The sequence below is a fragment of the Nocardiopsis prasina DSM 43845 genome, from assembly GCF_000341265.1.
GTDB lineage: Bacteria > Actinomycetota > Actinomycetes > Streptosporangiales > Streptosporangiaceae > Nocardiopsis > Nocardiopsis prasina.
Window position 1 is genome coordinate 80,378 of record NZ_ANAE01000075.1, and the last position, 13,193, is coordinate 93,570.

15 protein-coding genes are annotated in these 13,193 nt (G+C 71.2%); 8 read left to right on the forward strand and 7 right to left on the reverse strand.

The window, feature by feature from the left end; genetic code table 11:
* The first annotated feature begins 10 nt into the window (after positions 1-10).
* The gene (locus D452_RS0103040; protein ID WP_017542680.1) at positions 11-775 is read left to right on the forward strand and encodes a nucleotidyltransferase domain-containing protein; all 765 of its coding nucleotides are present in this window, start codon (positions 11-13) and stop codon (positions 773-775) included.
* A gap of 133 nt (positions 776-908) precedes the next feature.
* On the opposite strand, the gene D452_RS0103045 is transcribed toward D452_RS0103040, so the two are convergent.
* Positions 909-1,883, reverse strand: a complete 975-nt coding sequence (locus D452_RS0103045) for a GNAT family N-acetyltransferase (RefSeq protein WP_017542681.1) — start codon at positions 1,881-1,883, stop codon at positions 909-911.
* 281 nt (positions 1,884-2,164) lie between these two features.
* Between D452_RS0103045 and D452_RS0103050 the strand changes: the two genes are divergently transcribed.
* Positions 2,165-2,938 carry a class I SAM-dependent methyltransferase gene (locus tag D452_RS0103050; RefSeq protein ID WP_017542682.1) on the forward strand — a complete coding sequence of 258 codons (774 nt, stop codon included), beginning with the start codon at positions 2,165-2,167 and terminating at the stop codon, positions 2,936-2,938.
* A gap of 18 nt (positions 2,939-2,956) precedes the next feature.
* Here D452_RS0103050 and D452_RS0103055 read toward each other — a convergent pair whose 3' ends face one another.
* The 3 genes from D452_RS0103055 to D452_RS0103065 form a co-directional block, all read right to left on the reverse strand.
* Positions 2,957-3,307 carry an antibiotic biosynthesis monooxygenase family protein gene (locus D452_RS0103055; RefSeq protein ID WP_017542683.1) on the reverse strand — a complete coding sequence of 117 codons (351 nt, stop codon included), beginning with the start codon at positions 3,305-3,307 and terminating at the stop codon, positions 2,957-2,959.
* A gap of 98 nt (positions 3,308-3,405) precedes the next feature.
* The gene (locus D452_RS0103060) at positions 3,406-4,212 is read right to left on the reverse strand and encodes an SDR family oxidoreductase (RefSeq protein ID WP_017542684.1); all 807 of its coding nucleotides are present in this window, start codon (positions 4,210-4,212) and stop codon (positions 3,406-3,408) included.
* Between the two features lie 79 nt (positions 4,213-4,291).
* Positions 4,292-4,711: a hypothetical protein gene (locus D452_RS0103065; RefSeq protein WP_017542685.1), complete on the reverse strand. Its 420-nt coding sequence runs from the start codon at positions 4,709-4,711 to the stop codon at positions 4,292-4,294.
* Positions 4,712-4,885: 174 nt separating this feature from the next.
* Between D452_RS0103065 and D452_RS0103070 the strand changes: the two genes are divergently transcribed.
* A complete protein-coding gene (locus D452_RS0103070) occupies positions 4,886-5,611 on the forward strand; it encodes an SDR family NAD(P)-dependent oxidoreductase (RefSeq protein WP_017542686.1) in 726 nt (241 codons plus the stop codon).
* Between the two features lie 52 nt (positions 5,612-5,663).
* Positions 5,664-6,167, forward strand: a complete 504-nt coding sequence (locus D452_RS0103075) for a GNAT family N-acetyltransferase (RefSeq protein ID WP_017542687.1) — start codon at positions 5,664-5,666, stop codon at positions 6,165-6,167.
* Between the two features lie 117 nt (positions 6,168-6,284).
* Here D452_RS0103075 and D452_RS0103080 read toward each other — a convergent pair whose 3' ends face one another.
* Positions 6,285-6,614 carry a hypothetical protein gene (locus D452_RS0103080; protein WP_017542688.1) on the reverse strand — a complete coding sequence of 110 codons (330 nt, stop codon included), beginning with the start codon at positions 6,612-6,614 and terminating at the stop codon, positions 6,285-6,287.
* A gap of 355 nt (positions 6,615-6,969) precedes the next feature.
* Here D452_RS0103080 and D452_RS0103085 point away from each other — a divergent pair, with 355 nt between their 5' ends.
* The 3 genes from D452_RS0103085 to D452_RS0103095 all read left to right on the forward strand — a co-directional run bounded on the left by D452_RS0103085 (position 6,970) and on the right by D452_RS0103095 (position 10,251).
* Positions 6,970-7,800: an SGNH/GDSL hydrolase family protein gene (locus D452_RS0103085; RefSeq protein WP_017542689.1), complete on the forward strand. Its 831-nt coding sequence runs from the start codon at positions 6,970-6,972 to the stop codon at positions 7,798-7,800.
* 229 nt (positions 7,801-8,029) lie between these two features.
* A complete protein-coding gene (locus tag D452_RS0103090; protein ID WP_017542690.1) occupies positions 8,030-9,121 on the forward strand; it encodes a type I restriction enzyme HsdR N-terminal domain-containing protein in 1,092 nt (363 codons plus the stop codon).
* A gap of 128 nt (positions 9,122-9,249) precedes the next feature.
* Positions 9,250-10,251: a GNAT family N-acetyltransferase gene (locus D452_RS0103095; protein WP_017542691.1), complete on the forward strand. Its 1,002-nt coding sequence runs from the start codon at positions 9,250-9,252 to the stop codon at positions 10,249-10,251.
* Positions 10,252-10,272: 21 nt separating this feature from the next.
* Here the strand turns inward: D452_RS0103095 and D452_RS0103100 are convergent, their stop codons facing one another.
* On the reverse strand, positions 10,273-11,367 hold the full coding sequence (locus tag D452_RS0103100; RefSeq protein ID WP_193374204.1) for an ADP-ribosylglycohydrolase family protein: 1,095 nt from the start codon (positions 11,365-11,367) through the stop codon (positions 10,273-10,275).
* A gap of 286 nt (positions 11,368-11,653) precedes the next feature.
* Between D452_RS0103100 and D452_RS0103105 the strand changes: the two genes are divergently transcribed.
* Positions 11,654-12,487, forward strand: a complete 834-nt coding sequence (locus D452_RS0103105; RefSeq protein WP_017542693.1) for a MetQ/NlpA family ABC transporter substrate-binding protein — start codon at positions 11,654-11,656, stop codon at positions 12,485-12,487.
* Between the two features lie 229 nt (positions 12,488-12,716).
* Here the strand turns inward: D452_RS0103105 and D452_RS27610 are convergent.
* Positions 12,717-13,193: WD40/YVTN/BNR-like repeat-containing protein (locus tag D452_RS27610; protein WP_017542694.1), on the reverse strand; the 477-nt coding region annotated here is incomplete at its 5' end.

Consider the following 13,193-nt stretch of genomic DNA (forward strand, 5'->3'; position numbering starts at 1 on the left):
CATGGGAGTCATGACCCTCTCCGACGAACACTTCCTCACGGCCACCGCCGACCGGCTCGCCGACCTCCCGGGCATCGAGGCGGTCAGCCTCGGCGGGTCGCGCGCCCAGGGGACCCACCGGCCCGACAGCGACTGGGATCTCGCCGTCTACTACCGGGGCTCCCGAGGGGAGTTCTCCCCCCAGGCCCTGCGCGACGTCGGCTGGGAGGGTGAGGTCTCGGAGTTCGGCGGCTGGAGCGAGGGCGTGTTCAACGGGGGCGCCTGGCTGAGGATCGACGGCCGCCCGGTGGACGTGCACTACCGCGACCTCGACGCGGTGGAGCACCAGCTGGCCGAGGCCGAACACGGGCGGTTCGACGTGGAGCCGCTCCTGTTCCACCTGGTGGGCATCCCCACCTACCTGGTGGTGGCCGAACTCGCCGTGGGCCGGGTCCTGGTCGGTGACCTGCCCCGACCCGCGCACCCGGACGCACTCCGACGCGACGCCCCGCCGCGCTGGCGCGGGTTCGCCTCCGCCACCCTCGCCTACGCGGAGCGCGGCCACGCACCGCAGGGGCGGGTGGCCCAGTGCACGGGGATGATTGCCCAGGCCGCCTCGTACGCGGCCCACGCCGTGCTGGCGGCGCGCGGCGAATGGGTGACCAACGACAAGACCCTGCTGTCCAGAGCCGGGCTGGAGGAGGTGGACTTCGTGGTCGCCGGGATGACCGCGGACCCCCAGGACCTGCTCGCGGCGGTCGCGGAGACCGGTCGCATCATCGCTGGGGCTCGTTGACCGGGGTTCCGTGGCCCGGGGCCCCGGACCAGGGACCGCTGACCATGCGCCCTGGCCGGGATCCGCTGACCTGCGGTCGTGGTCCGGGACGAGAGGGACGACGCGACGTCCCTCTCGCCCCGGGGACGGGGACCTACCGCGACCAGGTCATGCTGACCACGCCGCTGATGGTGTCGTACCCCGCCCGGGTGAAGGCCCGGGCCATGGGCATATTCCCGACATCCGTGGCGGCTCGGGCGTACGTGAGGCCCTCGCTCGCCAGGACGCGGGTTCCCTCGGCGAGCAGGTCGTCGATGTGCCCGTTGCCCCGGTGCTCGGGCAGCACCGCGATGTAGGCGATGATCGGGTGGTAGGCGTTGCGCGCCGGGATCACGAAGCCCACCGGCGTGCCGTCCGCGAGTGTCGCCACTCGCCACCAGGAGCGCGGTGTCGGGTAGTTGGCGAACTCGTCGGCGAAGTTGGCCGCCGCCACCTCCTCGGCGGAGCGTTCCCGCAGGTCCAGGCGGTCGTGGGCGTCCAAGGTGCCCTCCAGGGCACGGGTCATGAGGCCGAGGATGTCCTCGGTGCCCTCGACTCCACGGAACACCAGGCGGCCGCTGCCCTCGGGGAGTGGGGTCTCGTCCCTCCACTCGTAGCGCAGACGCTCGACGAGCGGCACGGCACCCGAGCGCTCGACCACCGCCAGACGTCGTCCCACCCGGTTCCGGGAGCGCTCCTCGGAGCGCCAGTCGGCGACGTCGAAGCGCAAGTACTCGGGCGGGGGAGTGTCACCCAGGGCGATCGGGACACCGTCGGGAAACAGAGCGGCGTTGGCGGTGCGCAGCAGCTCGTCGGCCACGGCCATGAGGTCGACGTCCTGGGCGTCGTCGTCCACGTCGAGCAGGTCCAGGAGGAAGGGGGTGTCGTCCTGGGGCCGACACCACCAGGACAGGCGGGCCAGGAGACGGTCGCCGTCGAGGGCCATCCACATCCAGGAGGGGCGTCGACGGCCCCGCGCGAGATCGTCGGCGAGTTCGTCATTGAGCAGGTAGGGGAGCCGGTTGAAGAGTTCGAGCTCCTCGGGACCGGTGATGGGGCGGATGGTCAGGTCGTTCGGAAGAACGGTCAAGGCTGCACCTTCGGTGTGTGCGCCCGCCGTAGCCGGGGTCAACGGTGGTCGTCGACCCGGGAGGGCACGGACGCGGTGATCACAGGGAACATCGGATGTGCCTCCTTTCTCGTCGTCGCCGCGCCGGGGAGTCGTCGCGACCCTCGGAGTTATACCGGTGGTTCTCGGAGCCCCGCAAGCCCTTTTGCGCCGGTCGACCCGGGACGCGCCGGGTCGCGGGTCGTCCCCGGGCCCGGCGAAAACGGTTGGACCGGGCTGCGGTGTTGGGCGACCATGCGTCCATGAGCCGAGACTTCCAGGACCTCCTCGACGAGGCCGCCGCCGAACCGACCGAGGGCTGGGACTTCTCCTGGTTCGAGGGGCGTGCCACCGAGCAGCGTCCCTCCTGGGGGTACCAGCGCCTCATGGGCGAGAGGATGGCCCGCGCCACCGCGGCCCTCGACATCCAGACCGGGGGCGGCGAAGTCCTCGCCGGTCTCCCGGTGTACCCGCCGCTGACCGTTGCCACCGAGGGGTGGCCGCCCAACGTCCTCGCAGCCACCCGTCTGCTGCACCCCAGGGGAGTGGCGGTGGTCGCCGCTCCCGACGAACCCCCGCTGCCCTTCGCCGACGGCGCCTTCGACCTGGTCGTGTGCCGCCACCCCGTCACCGTCCGGTGGGACGAGATCGCCCGAGTCCTCGCCCCCGGCGGCACCTATCTGGCACAGCACGTGGGGCCGTCGAGCGTGTTCGAACTGGTCGAGTTCTTCCTCGGCCCGCAGCCCCGGGAGACACGCGAGGCCCGCCACCCGGACCACGACCGGACCGGGGCCGAGGCCGTCGGTCTGGAGGTCGTCGACCTGAGGTCGGAGCGGCTACGGATGGAGTTCCACGACATCGGCGCCGTCGCGTACTTCCTGCGCAAGGTCGTGTGGATGGTCCCCGGCTTCACCGTGGACACCCACCGCGACCGGCTCCGGGAGCTGCACGAACAGATCGAGGAGCGGGGGCCGTTCGTGGCCCACTCGTCCCGCCACCTGATCGAGGCCCGCAGGCCGGAGCGGTCGCGGCGGTGAGGCAGGGGCCGGTCGGGCTCAGCCCGCCTTGACGTGCTGGACGACCTCGAAGCCCCAGATCTCGCTGTTGGACGCCGCCGGGCCGCCGTGACCGCCGTGGGCCTGGCCGTCCTTCCTGGCGTCGGCCGCGGCCTGCGCGTGGCCCTTGCGGAAGGCCTGCCCGTTCACCCAGTTCTGGAAGTCCTCCTCGGACCGCCAGCGGGTGTAGACGAGGTACTTGTCCGTACCCTCGACCGGCCGCAGGAGCTGGAACTCCTCGAACCCCTCCTGGTCCTCGACGAGTCCGGCCCGCTTGGCGAACCTCTCCTCCAACGTGGAACCGCCGCCCTCGGGGACGGTCAGGACGTTGAACTTCACGACACTGGTCACGCGTGTACCTCCGGAGGTCGGATGCCTGTCAGGGCCAACCTAAGGGACCCGGCGCGCCCGCTCGCGGCGGGCTCCCCGCAGCAGGCCGGCCCGGGGCGTCACCTCAGCCCGTGTTTGCGGGCCACGACTCCCAGCATCGCGGCCCGGGGCAGCAACCGACGGAGCGCGAACACCAGCGGCGCGTTGCTGCCCACCGCGTACAGCGGCCGCGGCCGCTTCGCCTCGACCGCGCGCACCACCGTCGCCGCCACCCGCTCGGCCGAGATCCCCTTGGCCTCGTTGGCGTTGAGCGTGTTCACCATGGTCCGGTACTCGTCCCGGAAGGGCGAGTCCTCACCCACGTACTGGGTGCGCCGCTCGCTGATCCCGGTGTTGATCGACCCCGGCTCCACGGTGGTCACGCCCACTCCATAGGGGGAGACCTCGCGCCGCGCGGCGTCCGCGAACCCCTTCACCGCCGCCTTGGTCGCCACGTACGAGGACCGGTAGGCCAGCGGGAAGCTGGCCAGCATCGATCCCACCATCACCACGCGCCCGTGGCCACGGGCGCGCATCCCGGGCAGGACCAGCTGAGTAAGGCGGACCGCGCCGAACACGTTGAGCCGGAACACCCGCTCCACGGCGTCCATGGGAAGTTCCTCGATGGGTCCGTTCTGGCTCTCGCCCGCGTTGTTGACGAGCACGTCCACCTCACCGGCGGCGTGCGCGCAGGCCTCGACGGACGCGTAGTCGGTCAGGTCCAGGGCCAGGTACACGACCCCCGGCACCGGAGCCGGGACCGCCGCCGGGTCGCGGCTGGTGCCGAACACGCGGTAGCCGCGTTGGACCAGGGCGGCGGCGACTGCGGCGCCGATCCCGGAGGAGGCGCCGGTGACCAGCGCGGTGCGGCGGGGGGTGGAGGACATGGGGGCGGCCCTTCGGATCGGGGAGGGCTAGGGGCCCGCACCACAGTAGCCGTCCCTCGTCCGGAGAGCCCGCCCGGTCTCAGTCCTTCTCGCAGCCCTCGAGGATCAGCGACAGCCCCGCGCCGAGCAGCCACAGGTCCTTGGACAGGGGGACGCCGTCCGACGTGGGTGCCAGGCTGCCGGGTTTGTGCATGCCGGGTGTGCGCAGGTACATGCCGAGCAGCCCGGCGGCGAAGGCGCTCAACCCGGCTCCAGCGAGCTTGTTCGGCATGAACGGCACCAGCAGCGCGGTGCCCAGGGCGATCTCCCCGGCGCACAGGAGGCGGGCGAAGGTGACCGGGTCGAGCTTGTCCAGGAAGGGGTAGGTGCCCACCGCCATCCCGTGCAGACCCATGGCGGTGTCCTCGTCCGCGCCGCGCTTGTTCAGCCCGGAGTTGAGGATGGACGCGCCGGTCGCGACGCGCAGGACCAGCTGGTGAGGCCGCAGGGGCAGTTTCACGAGTACTCCGGAGCGGATCGACGACTTGGGGTCACGGTGATATTACTTGGAGTAGTCATCATGAGTGGCTCCCCGAGCCCGGGTGTCGGGCGATCGCCAGCTCCCAAGAAAGGCGTTGCTCCTCGCGACGGCCCCGTGGTTGTCTTCACGGAACCATCCCAGCGAGAGGCACACATGCGCAGAGTCATCGTGACCGGCGGCGGTACCGGCATGGGCAGGGCGATCGCCGAGATGTTCGTCTCGGGCGGGGACGAGGTGTACGTCCTGGGCAGGCGCAGGGAACCCCTCGAGCGAGTCGCTGCCGCCCACCCCGGGGGTCGCGTTGTCCCCCTACCAGTGGATCTCACCGACGAGGAAGCCGTCCTGGCCGTGGCCGAAAGGCTGTCGGAGGCAGCCGTCGACGTCCTGGTCAACAACGCGGGCGGGATCATCAAGGAGAACCCCGTCGATACCAGGGGCCTCTTCGACCTCTACCGCCGCACCATCGACGCCAACCTGCTGTCCGCGATGATGCTCACCCAGGCGCTGTGGCCCGCGTTCCGCCGCCCGGGAGGCAGGGTCGTCAACATCAGCTCCATCGCCGCGCATCGGGGCGGTGGCGACGCCTACGCCGCGGCCAAGGCCGGACTCTGCGGTTGGGGGATCGACCTCGCCAGGCGCGGCGGCCCCGACGGTATCACCGTCAACACCCTCACCCCCGGCTACGTGCAGGACACCGAGTTCTTCACCGAGGAGGGGCGTTCGTCCCGACACGACACCCTCGCCGCCGAGACCATGGTCGGTCGAGCGGGCACCCCGGACGACATCGCGGCGGTGGTGGGGTTCCTCGCCTCCCCCGAGGCGTCCTGGACCACCGGACAGGTGCTGGGTGTGAACGGCGGCGCCCTGCCCGGTCACTGACAACGGACCACAGCGGCTTTTTCGCGCCCCGGGGCCTCCTAGGGTCGTGTCCATGAACCACACACCCCCCGCTCCGCGTCTGGCCAGGATCACCCCGGAGAACGTCGGAGCTGCCTGTGATCTGCGTGTCCACCCCGACCAGGAACGCTTCGTCGCGCCGGTGGAGCGGTCCCTCGCCGAGGCCTACGCGGCCCCTTCGGACGTGGCCTGGCCCCGGCTGGTCCTGGCCGGTGGCGAGGTCGTCGGTTTCGTCATGGGCGGCTTCGATCCCGACTCCGGAATCGACGCCTTCCGCTGCGGGATCTGGCGGCTGAACGTGTCCGCCGCGCACCAGGGGCTCGGCTACGGGCGGTTCGCCGTGGAGGCGGTGGCCCGTGAGGCCCGCCGCCGAGGGCGGAACCGGCTCACCGTTCTCTGGGTGCCGGGGGAGGGCGGACCGGAGGGCTTCTACCGGGGGGTCGGATTCTCACCGACCGGGCAGGTTCTGGGCGATCAGGTGTTGGGGGAGCGCTTCCTGAACCTGGACGACGTCCCAGGAAGCCCGGGGGGCGAGTAGTCGCGTACGGCCCGGATCCGGCCCCGCCCCTGGACGAGGCCAGCCCCGCCGGGTCCCGGAGGCCGCCTGGTTCTCCCGGCCCCCCGGTCGCCCCGGGGGTGCCTGCGGCGCTGGGGGTCAGCCCTGCCCGAAGCGGTCCCGGGCCTCGTCCACGGCGGCGCCCATCGGGTCCTCCGCGATACCGCCGATGGTCTCCGCCTGCTCCTGGAACCCCTGGACGCTCTCGGTCACGTTGTCCGTGACACCCTCGGTCACACCACCCAGGGCGTCCTCGGCGACCTGGCCGTAGTCCTGGCCCACCAGGTCCTGGCCGGTCTCCTGGAAGGTGCCCACGGCCTCCTCGGCCCCGCCGCCCACCTGGTCCAGGGTCTGGCTCACCCCGTCCGTGACCTGCTCCGCCGTATCGCCGAACAGACCCTTGAACCAGTCGATCACGTCACTGATCATCGCTCTTCGTTTCTTCCGTGGGCCGAAGCCCGGTTGGGAGTCGTATGCACCCTTCTACCCGCCCGGAGTAAGTACCCCGTAAGGGTTTCCAGCGCGGCGAGGGACCACGGGGACCACCGTGACGCCCGCGTTCGGGGCCATCGTCACGTGAGGTCGACGCCGCCGCTCCCACCTGCGCAAACCCCAGACGGAAGGCATCGTTGTGAGCACTCTCCGTGGTTTTCGTGCCCACGGGCCGACCCGGCTCGACATCATGTGAGAGCAGCGCCACACGACGACGACCAACGGAGGCCCCGTGGGCAGGCAAGGGTTCGGCAGGATCGCGGTGACCACAGTGGTCACGTTGGGTGTGGGAATGGCTACGGCCGTTCCGGCCCAGGCGGAGGAAGGAGAAGTCGAACCCCTCGCCTACGTGGCGCTCGGCGACTCCGCGGCCGCCGGGCCACTCATCCCGGACCAGGACCCGAACCTCGCCTGCCTGCGCTCCGACCGCAACTACCCCCGCGTCGCCGCCGACGCCCTCGGCGCCGACCTCACCGACGTCACCTGCTCGGGTGCCAAGGTCTCCGACTTCGCCGGCCAGCAGTTCGGTTTCCTCCCGCCGCAGTACGACGCCCTGGACGAGGACACCGACCTGGTCTCCCTGACCATCGGCGGCAACGACGTCGAGCTGGTCGGCGCCGCGCTGAGCTGTGTCAACCTCCTGCGCGAACCCCTGGGCCGCTCCTGCGCTGAACGCTTCACCGAGGGCGGCACCACCGACCGCATCGCCGAGGACATCGACGCCTGGGAGCCCGTGCTCGCCCAGGCCCTGGGGGAGATCCGCGACCGCGCTCCCCATGCGGAGATCGTGGTCGCGGGCTACGGCACCTACGTCCGCGAGGGCGGCTGCTGGCCGGTCCAACCCGTGTGGGGGCGCGACGCCGACTACGTCCAGGGTTCGGTCAACCGACTCAACGACACCCTGGAGCGCCAGACCCTCGCGCACGGCGGCACCTACGTCGACCTCGCCGCCGTCAGCGTCGGGCACGACGTGTGCGCGCCGCACGGCGAGCGCTACCTGGAGGGCCTGATCCCCACCAGCGTCGCCGCGCCGCTGCACCCCAACGCCCAGGGGATGGCCGCCTTCGGTGCCGCGCTCGCCGAGGCCGTGGGTGTTCCCGCACAGCCGGACGAGGCCCTCTGACCAGTGCGGACCCTCGGGTGGGGCGCGGCTCCGAGTTCGGGCCCGCTCCGCCCGTTCCGCATTTCCCGCGTCCACGACGCGGGTCGGGGAATTTCGTTTACCGGAAGCACTGAAAAGCCGGAGACGATCATTTCTCCGAACAAAGGGCATAACGAATGAGTTTCTGGTCTCTTGTTGTACTTCCCGTGTTGCTAGTGTCTTCGCATCGAATTGTGGCGGAGGAGTGTGCATGGAATTCAGCGAGCGGATCGCCGCTGTGGCCGCGAAGGCGCGGCAGCAGCAGGACCTCATCGGAACCGAGGAGGCGACGAAGAACGCCCTGGTGATGCCGTTCATCTCGACGGTTCTCGGCTACGACGTCTTCGATCCCCGCGAGGTCGTCCCCGAGTTCACGGCGGACGTCGGCGTGAAGAAGGGTGAGAAGGTCGACTACGCCATCATGTGGGACGACGAGGTGCGGATACTCGTCGAGTGCAAGAAGTCGAATGGCTCGCTCACGGTCGAACACGCCTCGCAGCTCTACCGCTACTTCAGCGTCACCAACGCGCGTGTCGCGGTGCTCACCAACGGTGTCGTCTACCAGTTCTACACCGACCTCGACTCGCCCAACCGGATGGACTCCAAACCCTTTCTGGTCCTGGACCTCAACGACGTCGACGAGTCGCTCCTCCCGGAACTGCGCAAGCTCACCAAGGACGCCTTCGACCTGGAGTCGGTGATCAGCTCCGCCGAGAAGCTCAAGTACCTCGGGGAGATCAAGCGCACCTTCGCCGCACAGTTCCAGGAGCCGGAGGACGACTGGATCAGGTTCTTCACCAGCCGAGTCCACACGGGCCAGTTCACCCGCCGCGCCCGTGAGCAGTTCGGGCCCCTGGTCCGGGAGGCCGGGGCCCAGTTCCTCAACGACCAGGTCAACAGCCGTCTGAAGTCCGCCCTGACCACCGGTTTCACCCTCCCCGAGCCGGGTGCGGAGACCGACGGCGCCGAGGAGGCGGACGAGACGGAGGAGGTCGAACGCGGCGACGGGATCGAGACCACTCTCGAGGAACTGGAGGGCTACCGGATCGTGAAGGCCATCGCGTGCAGCGAGGTCAAGCCCCAGCGGGTCGTCCACCGCGACTCGAAGTCCTACTTCGCGGTCCTGCTGGACGACAACAACCGCAAGCCGATCGCCCGCCTGCACTTCAACGGCAAGTCCAGGAAGTACCTCGGCACCTTCGACGCCGCCAAGAACGAGACCCGGCACCTGCTCGGTTCCCTGGACGACATCTACCTCCACTCGGAGCACATCCGCGAGGCGGTCCGCTCTCACATGGCCTGATCCGCGTGTCGGGGGCGGCCGGAGCCTTCGCTCGGGCCGCCCCCGGGACACGGCGTAAACGTGTGGCCCCGGCCAGGGCGCTCCGTGCATGATGTCGGGGCCGACACCACGTCTGGAGGTACCCGCCCATGATCGGTCGGATCGATCCGTACGACGCCCACGCCTTCGACTCCTGGTACGAGGCCTACCGGGTGGCCTGGCTGGATGGTCGGGAGACCGGGGGCGTCATCCCGCGCGAGGCCCTGCGCGGGGCGGTGACCGCCGAACGCGACGACGCCGCCCACCAGCTCCACGCGGTCTGGGAGGGCGACCGGATCGTGGGCACCCTGATGCTGGAACTGTCCCTGAAGGAGAACACGGAGTACGCCGACGTGTGCGTGACCGTGGTCCCCGACCGTCGCGGTCGCGGCCTGGGCGCACGTCTGCTGGCGGAGGCGGAACGGCGGATGGCGGAGCTGGGCCGCACGGTCGCCGTCGCGGAGGTCCCCGTGCCGTCCGGGTGGTCGCGGCGGTCCTGGCCGGGGTCCCGGTTCGCGCTCGGGCATGGCTTCACGGTGGGGTTGGAGGAGGACTCCCTCCTACTGGACCTTCCCGTGGCCCCGGAGCTCCTCGCCCGACTGCGCCCGGACGTGGGCGACTACCGGATGCGCGAGTGGACCGGAGCCTGCCCCGACGACCTGGTCGAGGCCTACGCCGACCTGTGCACGGTCATGCAGCGGGACATGCCCTCCGGGGACATGTCGTACGTCCCCGAGGTCTGGGACGTGGAACGCGTCCGCGCGCTGGAGGCGCGGCGCGCGAGGGCGGGCACGGTCGCCCTGGTCACCGTCGCGCAGGCGCCCTCGGGCGAACTCGCGGGCTTCACCGTCCTGTCCCTGGTGGCCGGGGAGGACGTCGTGGGTCAGGAGGACACCCTGGTGACGGGTGCGCACCGGGGCCGTCGTCTGGGCCGGGCGCTCAAGGTCCACAACCTGGAGCGCCTGGTCCGGGACTTCCCCGACCGCCCGGCGGTGCGCACCTGGAACGCCGTGGGCAACGGCTACATGCGCGACATCAACGTGGCTCTGGGGTTCCGGGTCGAGGAGCGCCACCTCGAACTCGAACGCCGGGCCGGGGTCACGGGGGCCTAGCTGCGTGCCACCGTGACCCGGTCACCGCTCGAAGTGGGCGACGGTCCAGGTCTCGTGGGCGCCGTCGCGGCCCAGCGCGGCGGGAGGGCAGGGACCGTACTCCAGGGCGGCGTCGGCGGCCAGGCCGATCACCCGCTCCCGCACCTCCAACTGGGACTGCCAGTGTCCGGGGAAGGCGTGCACCCCGTACCGGGCGCCGACCAGGTTCCCGCACAGCGACCCGAGGGTGTCGCTGTCCCCGGAGTGGTTGACCGCCAACCGGAGCGCGGACCGGCCGATCCCGGCCGTGTTCGGGGCGCCGCCCCGGGTAGCGAGGTCCTCGGCGCGCAGGGCCACGCACACCGCCACCGCCAGGGCCTCCTCGGAGGTCCAGCCGTCGCCGAGTTCGGACAGGTCCCGGGCGGTGGGCACCCCTGAGCGCGCCCTCGCGACGGCGCCGTCCAGCGCCCGTGAGACCTCGCCGTGGCCGGTGTGCCCCTCCAACAACTCCCGGGCCCGGGCCAGGGAGGCGGCGACCTCGGCTCCGCGGACCAGCCCCCACACCGTCGAGGCGAACACACCGGCGGCCAGGTGGGCGGTCCGGTGACCGTGGGTCAGGGCCGCCACCTCGGTGGCCAGCTCGAAGGCGCGCTCGGCGTCCCCCGCACCGAACCCGCACGGGGCCACGCGCACCACGGCGGCGCACCCCTTGGACTTGTTGACCGGCTTCCACGCCCCGGTCTCACGCAGCGCCGCGACAGTGGCGGCCCCGTAGCCGCGTGGAGCGTGCAGGGGGTCGACGGTCGGACCCGACCCGGCAGGGTCGCGGTGGATCCGCGCCCAGTCCACGTAGGCCGTCCGGACCATGTCCACCGCGGCCCCGCCGATCCCCTTGTTCCGTGCGCGCACGGAGGCCCGGACGAGGGCGTCGCAGGTGCGCAGGGTCAGCTGGGTCTCGTCCGTGATCGCGCCGATCCCGTAGGAGCCCTCGACGTACTCGGTCAGCCCCTGGGGGCCGTGGCGTTCCAGGATCTGGTCGAGCCCGAGGCCCTCGACGGGAGCGCCGAGCGCGTCACCGATCGCTCCGCCGATCAGGCAGCCGGTCAACCGGTCAGGAAGGGGTGAGGGGGTACGCATTGCTGGATGCTAGGCGGCATCCTCCCCGCCTACAAGCCTGACGCGGCAGGGCTTTCCGGCCCGGGGAGCGGTCCTTTCGCCCGGTGCCCCCGCCGTGCGGCGCGCACAGGCCGGTGTGCGATGCTTCAAGGGTTGACCATGGTCCTTCGGGCTGGTCAGGGCCTGTGCGGTTGGTCACGAGGACTGGGATTCCCGGTTATATCTGATTTAAGATCGGGTTAATAGGAAATGCGGGACCCTTCTCCCGTTCCTGGAACCACCAGTCCGCAGTATGCAAAGGACCCTCATGCGCCGCGCCACACTCGCCGTCCCCGCCGCCCTGGCCCTCTTCGCGGTGACCGCCTGCGGCGCCCCCTCCGAGAACGCGTCGGCCCCCTCCGAAGACGCGGACACCCTCGTCGTCGGGGCCACCGCCGTCCCGGCCGGTGACATCCTCGCGTTCGTCCAGGAGGAGCTGGCCGCCGACGCCGGGCTCGACCTGGACATCCAGGAGTTCTCCGACTACATCGCGCCCAACGCCGCCCTCGCTGAGGGACAGCTGGACGTCAACCTCTACCAGCACGAGCCGTTCCTGCTCGAGTACAACGAGGGCAACGGCACCGACCTGGTCGCGGTCGAGCAGATCTACCTGCCGCCGCTCGGCCTCTACTCCAACCACGTCGACTCCCTCGACGAGCTGGAGGAGGGCGCCGAGGTCGCGCTCCCCAACGACCCCACCAACGAGTTCCGTGCGCTCCTCCTGCTTGAGGAGGGCGGCCTGATCACCCTCGCCGACGGGATCGACGAGGCCACCTTCAGCCTGAACGACATCGAGGAGAACCCGCTCGACCTCGACTTCCGCGAGGTGGAGGCCGCGCAGCTGCCCCGCTCCCTGGACGACGTCGACGCGGCCATCGTCAACAACAACTACGCGCAGGAGGCCGGGCTGGACTTCGAGGAGGACTCGATCCTGCTGGAGGAGGTCGAGGGCAACGCCTACGTGAACGTCCTCGCGGCCCGCTCCGACAACGCCGACGACCCGCGCGTGGCCACCCTCGTCGAACTGCTCACCTCCCCGGAGACGGTCCGGTTCATCGAGGAGGAGTACCAGGGCAGCGTCATCCCGGCCACCACGGGCTGACCCGGCCCGGAGGAGCACCCGTCGGACGGCCCGGGGTCACGGCTCGGACAGGAACGCGTCCAACGCGTCGAGCCAGGCCTCGGGCCGGTCCCGGACGGTGACGAACTCTCCCCTCACCCGAGTCCGGCAGTCCCGCTCACGGCGTCTCGCGGTGCCGTCCGGCCCGGCACTCCATGGAGGGTGCACCTGTGGAGGGGGCTCCCCGGGAGGGGAACCCCCTCCACGCCCGTCACCAGGCGTCGAAGGTGGCGCCCCCGTCCGTGGACCGCGCCACGTGGAGGTCGGCCACCACGATGACCTGGTCCTCGTCGGCGTGCAGTGCCTCCGGACCGCCCGGCAGCCCACCGGTGCGCTCCCAGCTCCCACCGGCGTCGTCGCTGCGGTACACGCCGCCGTCCACGGCCACCCCGAACACCGTCGGACCCCCGGGGACCCAGTCGACCAGCGCCAGCGGGGGAGCCTCCGGCACCGCCTCGAACCCGGCTCCGCCGTCGGTGGAGCGCACCGGCCCCCGCGGCGTGGTGGCCACGACGGTCCGGCCGTCGTCCGAGACGGCCAGCGCGGCCGCCTCCACCCCCGGGGCCAGGTCCGTCCAGTCGACCCCGTCCTCGGTCGCACGTAGCGCGCCGTCGAAACCGACCACCAGCTCGCCGGGCTTGTCGCGTTCGTAACGGCGTACGGTGCGCCCGGTGGCCCGGTCCTGGTG

Excerpts from the sequence above, each read along its gene's own strand:
- D452_RS0103040 (WP_017542680.1), top strand. The coding sequence starts at position 11 with ATGACCCTCTCCGACGAACACTTCCTCACGGCCACCGCCGACCGGCTC.
- D452_RS0103050 (WP_017542682.1), top strand. The coding sequence starts at position 2,165 with ATGAGCCGAGACTTCCAGGACCTCCTCGACGAGGCCGCCGCCGAACCG.
- D452_RS0103060 (WP_017542684.1), bottom strand. The coding sequence starts at position 4,212 with ATGTCCTCCACCCCCCGCCGCACCGCGCTGGTCACCGGCGCCTCCTCC.
- D452_RS0103070 (WP_017542686.1), top strand. The coding sequence starts at position 4,886 with ATGCGCAGAGTCATCGTGACCGGCGGCGGTACCGGCATGGGCAGGGCG.
- D452_RS0103075 (WP_017542687.1), top strand. The coding sequence starts at position 5,664 with ATGAACCACACACCCCCCGCTCCGCGTCTGGCCAGGATCACCCCGGAG.
- D452_RS0103080 (WP_017542688.1), bottom strand. The coding sequence starts at position 6,614 with ATGATCAGTGACGTGATCGACTGGTTCAAGGGTCTGTTCGGCGATACG.
- D452_RS0103085 (WP_017542689.1), top strand. The coding sequence starts at position 6,970 with ATGGCTACGGCCGTTCCGGCCCAGGCGGAGGAAGGAGAAGTCGAACCC.
- D452_RS0103090 (WP_017542690.1), top strand. The coding sequence starts at position 8,030 with ATGGAATTCAGCGAGCGGATCGCCGCTGTGGCCGCGAAGGCGCGGCAG.
- D452_RS0103095 (WP_017542691.1), top strand. The coding sequence starts at position 9,250 with ATGATCGGTCGGATCGATCCGTACGACGCCCACGCCTTCGACTCCTGG.
- D452_RS0103100 (WP_193374204.1), bottom strand. The coding sequence starts at position 11,367 with ATGCGTACCCCCTCACCCCTTCCTGACCGGTTGACCGGCTGCCTGATC.
- D452_RS0103105 (WP_017542693.1), top strand. The coding sequence starts at position 11,654 with ATGCGCCGCGCCACACTCGCCGTCCCCGCCGCCCTGGCCCTCTTCGCG.